This is a genomic window from Fibrobacter sp., assembly GCA_017503015.1.
GTDB lineage: Bacteria > Fibrobacterota > Fibrobacteria > Fibrobacterales > Fibrobacteraceae > Fibrobacter.
Genome location: JAFVTX010000001.1, coordinates 1 through 12,584, shown reverse-complemented (window position 1 = coordinate 12,584; position 12,584 = coordinate 1). Strand labels below are relative to the sequence as shown.

Sequence of the window (12,584 nt, the reverse complement as noted above, 5' to 3'; positions counted from 1 at the left end):
CACTATCCCTAACGCAAAATCGAGAATTTAAATATGCTAGAAATCAGTATTCCAACCCCGATACTTATCATTTCGCAGGTCGTCGTCTTCCCATATTTCATGGGGCCATACGTAAAAGACTTCGCATTTTGCGTCGTCGACAATCTTCCGGATCGCTCGATAATCGTCTTTGTCGCCTTCTTTTGATTTATCGACAACATTCCGTTCCAGCGCGAGTATCAGGCAGTGCGGCGTTCCTGCGGGCTGGAACACGCGGCCCACTAGCGCATGGAAATGGCGGTCAACAAAATCCTGGAGCCGTTCTGCATAATCGGGTTTTTGCCAGTCCGGCAAATATACGGCCCAGAAGTAGTAATTGTCGCCCAGCAGCTCCAAAAAATCTTCGCGGAATCTCTTTCGGGTCTTCTTCTTGAAATCGTCGCGCAGGGACGAATGCTTGGAGGTGTAGGTCTTGAGCACGTACAAGAAGTTTATGTTGTACACCTTCAGCAGGAGCGTGTCGCGGTCAAAGAGGCGATTGCGGAAATGACGGTTGCGCTTACCCCACATGTCTTCGCCGGGCTTGATCGGGTCTTTCGATTCGCCTTTCTTCGAAAAATACGGATCGTCGTACTGATCGTCGTTTTCGAACTCCGGGACAAATCCGCGGATAAAGAAGTTCGGCGTGACGCTGTAGCCTTCTGTCACCGAGTCCCTGTAGCGCACCCCTTGATGGACACCCGAACTATAGCATTCGTCATTGCCATCGACAAAATCGGGAGAGAAAAAGTCCTGGACAATGTTCTTGGCGTAGGTGTACTGCTTTGCAACCGACTGGCCGAGCACCTCGTTTTCTTCTTTATAATACTTGCTATCGCCAATGTGCCAAATGCTTTCGTTCCCGTCGGCGAATATCAAAGACTTTTCCTTGTACAGGTGGTCGATTATCTTGCCGTCTTCGTTTTTCTTCAACTTCGTGACTTTTTCGTCCTGGTCGCTGATGAGGCTGTCTATCATCGCCTCGAAAACGTTGTTGAACGAATTTGCAATCAGGTATTCCTTCGCCTTTACGTTCTTGTTGGTGTACTTGGCGCCCCAACGGAAAAACGCCTCCATTATGTTATAGAGTTTCAGCAGGCGGTCTTCGAAATACTTGTACTTGATACGGCGAAGTTCGCGCAGCCCGCGTTCGCATTCCAGAAGGCGTGCGAACTCCTGCCTTTTGAGCGGAACGTAGAACTCGCTCTGCGGCATTTCAAACCCGAACTCGTCCTGGATAAACTTCATCGCGGAGAAATACAGAACAAGCAGACGGTCGTCCAAATCAAAAACCTTCTTCTTGTTCACCAGTTCCATGTAGATTGGCGAATCGCCCTGAATAAAGGGCGTCTTTTTCGCGATGGTCCGCTGCCAGTTAATCCGATTGTTTCCGCTATATTTGTTCTTGGCGACAAAGACGAACAGGTTCTGGTTTTTCTTGTAGAACAGTTCCATGCTACTCATGACATCGAGCAGCGTCGCATAGCGGGCATCGCCCCTGAACTTGGAATGTTCCATGTGGTCCGGGGAACGGACGCCAGTCATATCGCTGTCGGCGCGGTACTTGTCGATAGCGGAATAGAGCCAAGTCGAAAGCGACGATAGAAACCTGCGCTGAACGTTCTTTATGGGCGACTCGCCCTTACCGAAAATATCCTTGCCGTCGGCGGCAATCGGCACGCCGAAAGCCCTTGTATTGTTGCTGTCGAGAAAGACCTTGGGCAGCACGAATACAGGATTCCCGTTGAAAAAGCAATAACCGACGCCATTTATTTTGGCGCCCGTGTCGGCCGCTTTGGTATTAAAACCGCTCTCGCTCTGGAAATCGCTATTGCCCCTATAACCGATAACCTCCTTGAGGTAATCGGTACTGTAGGCAAATTCTTCGAACAGGAAAATCATGAACAACCAAAAAGTTTTAGGCGGTCACTTTCTCAACTTTCAGATTTTCCATAATCTTGTTCACGATAGCTTCAGCATCTTTACCGAAAAGCGATTGGAACGTCACGCTTTTTATTTTATCATCACCATCCCCATACGGGAAGTGGAACACGGCCTGCCGTTCAGTCTCGTCTTTATACACGGAATCCCACAAATAGAACAGGACCTTGGAACGGAATTCATTGAACGCAATTTTCAAATCATCGCTCTTCGGCTTAATGAAGAACTCGCCCATCTGCTTGTCTTCGCTTTGCGTGGCGTCGTAAATGTCGGCATTAACTTTTTTCAAGAAATCGAGCCACATGTAAGTTGAACCACTGACGTCGATTGCGAATTTATCGGCATTCCAGTCTTCGCCGCAGTCACTATCTTTTGCGTATTTGATTGGCACGTATTCCCAGTCAAAACGGCGCTTGAACGCACTGTCCATGGGAAACAGCGACTGGTCGCTGGTGTTCATGGTGGCAAGAATGTTCAGGTTCGGCGGGAGAGCAATGTTTGTTTCGGAAACAGGGTATATTTCTTCTCCATTTTTCTCATAACTAAAGCCGATATAATCGTTCCAAACAGTTTGCAATCCATCCTTTGAATCCGTTTTCAGCCAATCAGCAAAATCACTGTCAATAATGATGCTGTAATCAGAAAAACCTTTGTCATTCCTGTCGAGTAATTGGAAAATGTCTCCAAAAATCTGGGCGCAGTTTCCGCGATTGATTTCTTCGATAACGAGATAGACTTGAATATCTTTCCCGCTGTCATTCTGGAGGGGCGAAGCCCCGATAGAATCACGGGAATCTCCCTTAGCATCTAAATACAGCTTCCAAGCCGCAGCGTAAGCCTTCGCGAAAACCTGCGGAACAAAGGAATAGGTTAGTTCTTCTTTGTTTGTAGTTTTGTTTAATTCTTTCTTGGGCTTGTATGCACCTACAAACTGCGCATAATCGTAATCCGGGTGGAACGTGGTGCGAAATTTCTGGTTCTCAGGAATTTCCTTTATACCCATTCCAATGGGTTTCCCATTTTCATCTTTAAAAAGGTCATAATCAATTTTGTGAGACTTGCCTGTGCCAGGAGCTCCGAAGAAAATTTTTTGAGATAGTTCATTTTTCATTCCTTGCATCACTCCCTCTTCAAAATCGTAATTATCAAACACATTTGTTTGATGTATAAGAAAGTCTCTGTATTGTTTTAACGATCTAGCCCGAAATCCATTGTTATCACTGCTATTTCTGTTGATAAAGACAGGATCTTTTAAAAGCGTCTGCAGAATTTCATTTATTTTATCTAAACTTGTGATATCATAAATGCTTTCTATATTTGACCATTTTTGAGGATTGTAGTCAAACAGTTTTTCTGGTTTCAGAAAAAGTAAATAACTTGAGATGGACGAATCTTTTAATTTTTTTCCAGTTTGCTTGCTTCTTGCAATATTTTTCAGATAATTTTTAAATTCAGATTCAATTTTTTCACGATTCGATTTTTCCCCTAATTTTATCTTTTCTGCAATATCTAATTCATTAATAAATTCTAACTCACCCAAGTTGTGCGATTTTTCTTTTAATTCAATAATATGCGCCCTTTTATTTAATTTTAGCGCAAAAATATGCGGCATCAGACATAATAAAGACGGAGGAATCGAACGATTACTACCGCTTTCACCGCTGACTTTAGCACAATCAATAGGATATCCTTTTGCCAGTTCGGTAAGATAAGCTTCGATGATGTTTTTTGATACAGAGCTTTCTTTTTTTGATAAATCTTCTTTAGTGACAAGTATTTTTACAATACTATTTTCAACGCCCGTTAATTTAAATTTTCCTTTGTTAGAAATGTAATTATATTCCTTTGTTTTGTCTAATTTTTTTACATTGGCAAGAAATTCTTCGTAGGTCATAAGCCCTCCAAAAATTCAATAATAGTTTCCGCGATACCTTTCCCCATCAAATACGGCACTCCATTGCCAACAGTTTTAAATTTGTCGGTCAGCGTCATTTCAGGAGGAAGAATAAAATCTTTAGGAAGCGATTGGATTGCCAAAGTTTCCGCAACAGAAAGTCGACGTTCCTTATAAGGGTGAAGATGCACTTCATTGTTGCCGTACGCTGCAGTTGGAGAATATCTCCAGCGATGCAGCCGTTTAAAACATTTTTTTGAAACATCACCTTCTTTAATAACTTTCATTTTTGCCAAGCCAGCCTTGGGTTGAAAGAAATCATTACCATTAGGGTGGTTCAAAACATCATTTTGTTTAAACCAATGTTCAACCGTCAGTTCTGGAATAATTTTTTTCGGCTGCGACAATTTTCCGTCTTTTTTAAACACTGATTCTGTAGGCCATTTGCACTTTTGAATATCTTCCATAGAATAAATCATTTTTGACTCCCATGGAAAATTCAGAATTTCATCATCATGATAATCCTTAGACCTTAAATACTTCTTTTTTATACCGAAAAGAAGGATGCGATCTCTGTCTTGTGGTGCCCCAAACTCCAATGAATTTGTCAGCCTTTCTGTGGTACAATACCCAGCAAAGTGTAACATTTTTTTCAGTTCTTCGAAGTATGCACGATGACGAGCTGTTCGCCAAAGCCCCTTCACGTTTTCAAACAAAAAGAAATCTGGATTAAACGTCACAATGGAATTTACATAGGACAAAGATAATTTGCCGTTATCACCTTCCCGTCCTTTGTTTTTTCCTGCAACGGAAAAATCAGGACATGGGGGGCCTCCAATAAATCCAGTAAGAGTTTCTTTTTTACTCACGCTTACAAAGTCTTTTAATTCTTTTTTTCGATTGTTAAGAAAATCATTAATATCGTTATTCTGATAACCAAATTCAGGACAGTCCAATTTCATTTGTTCTCGAGAATACTTATAGGCGCTCATAAAAGCGGGCAAATACTCGTTAACAAATTTAATGTCATAACCCGATTTTTCAAAACCGAGGTCAAGGAAGCCAGATCCAGCGAAGAAAGAAAAAATACCAATACTCATCTTATTTAATCAAGACTCATTTCTGCCAAGCCAAGCCTTGCTCCATGAGAAGAAAATTTTTGTAGGATGTCTGCAAACAAATCATTTTTTGCTTTAAATAGGAGTTTATATTTTGAAGTGTTTTGTATATCAGCATCCGGCACGCTTGAAAAATAACGAAAATCAAAAATCATCGTGAACGCTTTGCTTTCGTTTTTTGGAAGATGCATCGCATGCAACACATAATAGTACGCATTTGAATACGTTCCAGGTTTATACACATGTTCTTCCTGGTTATAGTGGCCCTTAAATTTGTTTATGTAATCAGCCTCATTCAATGGTGCAGGAAGTAGAATACCTCCAACTAATCTATTATTTTTTCTTTTATTAACAACATCACATGGCGGAGACAGTTCAATGGCAATTTTTTTACATTTAGAAGGAACATTGTCCAGTTTAAGCATGGATGCTGGATCTAAAATTTCATACACATTTCCAGGAACAATATTGGTCATATTATGCGGAATTTCACTTATAAACAATTTTGTATTAAGGTGAGAGGCTATTTTTATTTTTTCTTCAAAAGACTCTTTGGACGGCATTATCGAAGAAAACAAATTATCATGGAACGTTCTGTCGTTCAATTTTAGATTTGAACAAAGTATTTCGTCCATAGTTTTATAAGCATCATCTGACAACAGATTGTCTGTAATGTATTTTTCTAATTCTTTTTTAGGAATTTCTGTTTGACTTTTGGCTAATTTAAAAAGGATTTTTTTTATTTCGTCATCATGGTCTGCAAAACTTGATGCTAAGCCATATATATCCGAAATAGAATCGTATGAGGCTTTCGAAATACCTGCGTTCCAATTAATGAAAAAAGAGGCTGATGCAGATTGTTTTATTTTCTCCTCTATATCGGACATGATATTTTGGAAATTTCCTGATTGTAAATATTGTTTTTTATCCAAAACAATTACAAATAGAGGGGCATCGTACTCCTTATTTTTTAATGCGTCTATGTATAACTTTTCATAAAAAACATCTAATTTTTCCTCATGTTTCGACCAAACCACTATGCCGTATGGAGATTTCTTACAAAAATGCTTGTTAAGAAGAGGCCTAATTTTCGCAGACATAATAGACTTAAACTTGTCTTCCATATCATCTAACATAAAATCCAAGAATAATAAATCTTTGGGTCTCAAATTTACTGTCATTGCTTCATCTGCATTTAAACAAATGACGCCAACATCTTGTTTCTTCAGTTCATCTTCCAAACCTTTAACTTCGTCATAATTGTCATCTATTATTAAAACATTTTTTATTGTTTCTAACATTGAGTGATTCTCCGCAGTTTTTTTCTTAAGGGGCGAAATTACCAGATCTAGCAAATAGACAATCTTCTCTCTTAAAAAATTTAAAAAACTTCTTATCATTTCTTCTTCGGATTATTTTTGGGGAAAGAAAGAGCAATTATTGCTCTTGTTGCATTGCTTTTCTTTATTTCCGCAGGAAGTTTATAGTCATTTATATTGCAGAATTCCATTTTTCCATCCATTGATTTAACAAATTCGTGACAAACATACAAACCCAAACCCGTTCCCATATTATCAGGCTTGCCACTTACAAACGGTTCTACCGCTAATGACTCTGGAATTGTGAATCCTGGACCATTATCTGAAACTATAATACTGTTAAAATCATTCATTTGGTCAGTAACATATATGGATAATATTTTTTCACCATCATTATTTGCATGAGAAAGCCAAAAAATAGAGTTGTCAAACAAATTGCTCAGGATGCTTTTTACTCTAGATTCCGAGACAAATGCCGTAATATCCGTCGAATCTGCTTTCTGTAAAACCGTTATATGGTGGTCAGAAAATCTGTATTTAAATCCATTTAACACAGCGTTTGCAATATCATTTAAATTATTTTGCTTAACATCCGTTTTCCTTAGCAATGACATTGCATTTCTAACGACAACATCCAATCTGCCAGATACTTCACTAACGCCTTGAGTGTCTTTTCGCTCGACACATCCCTTCAAAATTGAAATTTGTTTTTCTATTTCATGAATAATGGCTCCCAAATTCAATCCTGCATTAGCGCTGCGTAAAAGAATCTCCCTAACACTTTTGTACTGATCACTTACCTTACGAATCGATTTCAAAATTTCATTCTTGTCTTGTTCATTCTTTACCTTGTCATGAACCAATTGAATGACTTCATCTAAATCGGATAACACAGGCTCAATAACTTTTTTTTCTTTATAAAGAATTGATAAAGAAGCTTTGTCTATATTTCTCTGAATAACAATTAACTTTAATGCATGCTGAACAGCTGCGACAAAATCCTCATAAGCCTCATTTTCTACAAATCCTTCTCGATTTGTTTTTTCTACAAGGCCAAGACTTTGGTCTCTACGAATTCGTACGGCCCCAAGCACGATTTGATTACTAATGTTGCCGCCTAGTTTATGAATTCTAGCAGCATCTATTCCCAACCAATCGTTCCCCGCCTCGCCATAATCATATACACGAACATTATCTCTATAAACTCGAACACCTCCGTTCGCCCTCATATACGAACGGAATGTTGTTTTTTCCAAATTCATTAAACTGATAATTTGCGTGTCTGGTTCAAAAATAATAACATCAAATTGTATTGTTCCCACTTTATTTTTGTTCAAATCAACATCAACATCTTTCTGTTTTTCTCGACCATTCTCTTCAATAACTATTTTTTTCTTTAATGTCAAAAAATCTGTTTTAGACAGGTCTTCAACCTTTATAGATCTTCCTCCTTTTACCCTATCCAGTGTTTTCCATGGTACGAAGGAATAATCAAATTGTGTGATACGACTCCCAGACATCTCACAATGTGCAAAATACATCCCAACAGATTTTATTTCATCGAATGTTGGCAAACCTTCGAAAAGGCTTTCGTCGTTACTGGTTGTTTGAACAGAAAATGATTCCGAAACATTCTCTTTAGCATCAAAAAAAACAGGACTATTCAATGATAAAATGTTTCTATAAACATCCCTTATTTTTCGTCTATCCCATCCTGGTTTAAGATCGTTTATTTCTATTCTTGTCCCGTGTGCATTCTCTTTGAAAAAACTTGGTTCCTTATGACGGTTTATTTCAATTTTAAATTCTTCAATTGCGCTAACTTTGTCTAATTCAGACCAATTTATAGACAACTCAATTTCTTCCGCATTTTGTTTTCTTGTAATCAGCCTTATTTTATTACCAAGTTTATGTACCCCTAACCGTCCTATTCCCTTTTCCCCGAGAGGCAGACGGTTGTATTTTTTTTCAATACCTTCATTTAGAAGTCTTTTTTTGTTGTCTGTTCCTATAACTAGCCATTTTTTTGTAATTGTGTCAAAATCCATTCCCTCGCCATCATCCGTTATTGTTATTGCAGACAAAATATTTTTTTCATGATAAAAAAATACATCACATGTTGACGCCATAGCATCATATGAATTTTTTATCAATTCTAGCAAGGCGATACTTTCGTTTTTTATCAATGCTTCGCCTAAATGAGCTATCACCCGAGGATTAATTGTAAATGACGAATTCATATTAATAATCCTCCAAAATCACCTGGCCCAACCGCTTGGCGTATTCAGGTGGCACAGCATTTCCAATTAGCTTTGCAGCCACTTCTAATCTTGTCGTCTTAAACTCATAATCCCAAGGAAACGACTGTAAGGTCGCCCCTTCCCGAACAGAAAGTCCCCGATCATCTTCAGGATGCCCAAAACGTCCGTTTGAATAACTCAAAAATTTAGTTGTGATCGTCGGAGACGGTCTATCCCAGAAAATTCGTCCGTAAACATCACAAAAAGAGTGATCTTTGCCTCGATAACACTTTAATTGCAAGTGTCTATTTTTACTCCACTCTAAACGATTCCCTCCGTCATGAGAGGTGTTTCGAATGCGTTCTAGGTTAATTTCAGACAGCTGTATTGCAGAGTGGAATCTTTTTTTGTCAACATCGCGATGTCCCGCTTCTATGCGCCTATATACTCTTCTGTCGCCTATTGCATCTCTTACTGTAATTTCTTCCGTCTCTTTTTCTGGCAAGTGAACTTCTCTATCCAGCCTAGTAGCTATGAGTGAAAAACGACGACGGTTTTGCGGAACACCGTAATCTTTCATATTGATAATAGCATATTTGCAAGTCTTTGATTTTGGAGCTCCATATCCGTGATCTTTCAAAAAATCTAAAAAATCATAAAGGACCGTTTCCTTATTTGAAATAATCCCAGGAACATTTTCAACAAGGACGTATCCTGGGTTATAATATCCAATGAATTTTTGAAATTGTAAAAGTAAGTCTTTTGACGCTTTTGATTTCTCTTTTGAAGATCGAATGATGCTATAAAATTGGCATGGACTGCAACCGACAAGAATCAATTCATCGTCATTTCGACGAACGCCCAATTCCTTTTCAAAATAGTCTAATTCAAGTTTACTTATGTCCGCGGGAACAAATTTAGCGCCTTCGTTGTTCGCTTCATACGTTTCTTTTGCGTCTTCGTCAAAATCAACACCAGCCACAACATCAATACCAGCTTGACGCAGACCACAGGTCATTCCGCCACCACCGCAAAAAAAGTCAATTGCTCTCATATTGTCGTTAACCTATATTTTCCCGAATTTAATATACATATTTCGTCTTTCTAGGTAAACCGTTACATCTTTTTTTTCTTACTTTCGCTGTTTCAATCAACGTCCAGCTTCGGGTCTAGGTCTAAGGTGGAAGAACCTTAAACAATCCCTAAATCGCTTTTTTGATAAAAAACAACAAATTTATCACATCCATCCAGCATGCTTTTGTTCAGTTTTACAATAAGACCTTCATCTTCAATTTCGTGAGTAAAAACAGAGATTCTGCCGCCATTTCGCCTATTTGAGGAATAACCGACACAGAGATTTGGAGAAAGGCTTATAATTAATTTATTCTTAATATTGTCGGCGTGGACAAACCTTTTGTTTGTGCGGTTAACCATAAAATGGTAATCTATTTTCGCCCAATCGTCATTGCCCTCTACCAGCAAATGGAAGTTTACGGTCTGCCTCAAAAGCTTATAAGCAGTAAAGCCGTTTGGCAAAGTTTTCTCGGGCGAATATAGATCCTTTGCAAAAGTTAAGTTCTCGTAAGTTTCTTTAACAAAAAGATTGTTTATGGTTTTTGTCCTGCAGAGGAGTTTGTAAGTCAATTGCAAAAAACTAATATCCTGAAAGATTTTGGCTTTCTCGTTGATGTTGTCAGCAGTTTCGATTTCCCTTATATATTTGAAAAGCAGATCGTCATCCTTGCTTGTTTGTGTTTCTGTATTTTGCGTATACTGATTTTTCTCAAAGAAGATGTTATGTGCTTCTTTTCTTCTGAAATTGAGCTCTTTGTCACATATTTGCAATGCATTCGGATATTTATCAACGGAGTTATTTATCCACTGTTTAATTAAGCATTGTGGAAAGGAGTGGTTTATTTTTGTATTTCTTCTCATATTCTGAAATATAGTTGTAATGCAGAAATTTCCGCGGCTCGGCTCCAGCATCCAGGGTTTTAGGGGCGGAGCTCCTAGGAGAGGGGGTGTCCGGAAGACGGTTTGGACGCGGATTGGAAAGGAGATCCCCGCCTTCGCGGGGATGACAGTCTGCGGAACCCGCGGACAAAGCGGCTGCAGGCAGGGGGAGGCTTCCCCCACCAAGTAAAAAGGCGGCGTCATTCTTCCATCAGTACCGCGATGTTGTCCTTGTCGAAGTCGGTGCCGAAGGCTTGCCGGTAGCTCGATTCCAGCGCCTCTCCGGGGGTGCAGTTTTCACTGAACAGGACCATGCCGCTGTCCAGGCATTCCATGTCAAGCTCGCCGTCGGTGTCGATGCTTTCCGGCCGGAACGTGGACCATAGGCAATAGTCGGTGAACCCTTCCCGAATGTCTTCTTCGAGCAGGTTGTCGCCCGTGCCGGCCTGGACTTTCAGGAACGCTTTCGCGCTCTTGACCCATGCGAGTATCGCGCCGCCGAACGTGTCGTTTTCCATAGTGCCTCCGCCCCGAAAGATAGATAATGTTCGTGACAGAAAATGACATGTTAATTATACCGAATTCGGTACGATTAATTTTCGAGAAATCTCTTGACAGGTGCCGCGCGAGGATGTATATTTAGTGAACGGGTGTGCAGACCTCTTTCTGCGCACCCAACCTGAGATTACGACAATCCCTGCGACAGTCGGCATAGGCCATGCGCCCGTACGTGCATCCGCGGTGGGGTTCATCAACCTTCTTGTTGATGTTGTTGGATAGCTGGCAGGAGAAGCAGCCTGCTCGAGTGTGTGGCGAAAGCCGCACCAGGTAACGCCGGGGAAGGCCCCCGCCAACAATATTGCAAGAGCATCCCATATAGAAATACGAGAAATGGAGGTCGCAGATTGCGATTTCCAAATGGCTTCAAAGTCACAAATTGTGACTTTGAACGATGAATAGGAGATTTTTGATGAAAAATGGCGAAAAACCGCTAGAACCCACTGCCGAGGACATGCCGATTGCTCGGCAAATACTTGTCATCCGGGATAAACAGGTCATGTTGGACCGCGATTTGGCAACGCTCTACGGGGTGGAAACGAAGCGTATCAACGAGCAGGTCAAACGCAATAAAGAGCGATTTCCTGAGGATTTTTGCTTTCAGATAGACAAATCTGAATTTAAGGAACTGGTCGCAAATTGCGACCGGTTCAACAAACTGAAGCATTCTTCGTCTAGATCCTTCGCGTTCACTGAACAAGGCATCGCGATGCTCTCGTCTGTTCTAAAAAGTGAAACAGCCATCAGAGTGAACATTGCCATCATGCGTGCTTTTGTTGCAGCACGGCAAATCCTGATGCAAAATGGCGGTCTGGTCAACCGCCTGTCCAACGTGGAGTCCAAAATGCTTGAGCAGGACGCACGCTTGCTGGAACACGACCATAAATTCGACACAATTTTCGAGACGATGGACCGCAACGAGCTCAAGTCGAAGGGGCTCTATTACAACAACCAGATGTTTGACGCCTATGTGTTCGTATGCGGGTTAATCAAGCAGGCAAAAAGACGGATTGTCTTGGTGGACCGCTACGTGGACGAGAAGGTTCTCGCGATGATGCTCAAACGCGCCGAGGGCGTGTCGGCGACCATCTACACTTACGACAAGAGCAAGGTCTTCGAGGTGGACCTGGCGACATACAATGCGCAGTATGCCGACTGCCCGCTCAAGGTTTTGCCGAGCTACGGCATGCACGACCGCTTCCTGTTTGTCGACGATACGGCCTACCATTTCGGGGCATCCCTGAAAGACCTGGGCACGAACACGTTCTTCTTCACGAAAGAGGATTTCACACTAGAAGAGGTGCTGAAAAAATCGGAAGAAAAACGGATTGAGCTGGAACAGCAGCCGAGATGAACACATCAACTTGTAAGGGATACTTACAAGTTGCCCATGAAAGGGCGGTGTCTTATACTGAAAAAAGTTGACACTACTCAAAAAAGCAGGAGTAGTGCCAATGAAGACAAAACAGGTAATAAAGAGAGTCGCGGAATACGACCAGTTCGGATATCCCCGATGGACTAGCGTTACCACCGAAAAGCGCAT

Annotated in this window: 9 protein-coding genes; 1 reads left to right on the top strand and 8 read right to left on the bottom strand. The window is 40.7% G+C overall.

Going from position 1 to position 12,584, the window contains the following annotated elements:
* Positions 1-36: 36 nt before the first annotated feature.
* From IKB43_00045 to IKB43_00010, 8 genes are all read right to left on the bottom strand, one after another.
* Positions 37-1,920, bottom strand: coding sequence for an LlaJI family restriction endonuclease (locus IKB43_00045; GenBank protein ID MBR2468537.1), 1,884 nt, complete (start codon positions 1,918-1,920; stop codon positions 37-39).
* 16 nt (positions 1,921-1,936) lie between these two features.
* Entirely contained in the window at positions 1,937-3,853 is a 1,917-nt protein-coding gene (locus IKB43_00040) for a hypothetical protein (protein ID MBR2468536.1), read from the bottom strand.
* Complete coding sequence (locus IKB43_00035) at positions 3,850-4,953, bottom strand: DNA cytosine methyltransferase (GenBank protein ID MBR2468535.1); 1,104 nt, start codon at positions 4,951-4,953, stop codon at positions 3,850-3,852. Before IKB43_00035 ends, IKB43_00040 begins: the two co-directional genes overlap by 4 nt.
* A 5-nt stretch (positions 4,954-4,958) precedes the next feature.
* Positions 4,959-6,371 carry a hypothetical protein gene (locus IKB43_00030; GenBank protein ID MBR2468534.1) on the bottom strand — a complete coding sequence of 471 codons (1,413 nt, stop codon included), beginning with the start codon at positions 6,369-6,371 and terminating at the stop codon, positions 4,959-4,961.
* Entirely contained in the window at positions 6,368-8,530 is a 2,163-nt protein-coding gene (locus tag IKB43_00025; protein ID MBR2468533.1) for a sensor histidine kinase, read from the bottom strand. Before IKB43_00025 ends, IKB43_00030 begins: the two co-directional genes overlap by 4 nt.
* 1 nt (position 8,531) lies before the next feature.
* Complete coding sequence (locus IKB43_00020) at positions 8,532-9,584, bottom strand: DNA cytosine methyltransferase (protein ID MBR2468532.1); 1,053 nt, start codon at positions 9,582-9,584, stop codon at positions 8,532-8,534.
* Between the two features lie 137 nt (positions 9,585-9,721).
* Positions 9,722-10,465: a hypothetical protein gene (locus IKB43_00015; protein MBR2468531.1), complete on the bottom strand. Its 744-nt coding sequence runs from the start codon at positions 10,463-10,465 to the stop codon at positions 9,722-9,724.
* Between the two features lie 218 nt (positions 10,466-10,683).
* Positions 10,684-11,001, bottom strand: a complete 318-nt coding sequence (locus IKB43_00010) for a hypothetical protein (protein ID MBR2468530.1) — start codon at positions 10,999-11,001, stop codon at positions 10,684-10,686.
* Between the two features lie 434 nt (positions 11,002-11,435).
* Between IKB43_00010 and IKB43_00005 the strand changes: the two genes are divergently transcribed.
* The gene (locus IKB43_00005) at positions 11,436-12,395 is read left to right on the top strand and encodes an ORF6N domain-containing protein (GenBank protein MBR2468529.1); all 960 of its coding nucleotides are present in this window, start codon (positions 11,436-11,438) and stop codon (positions 12,393-12,395) included.
* The last annotated feature ends 189 nt before the right edge of the window (positions 12,396-12,584 follow it).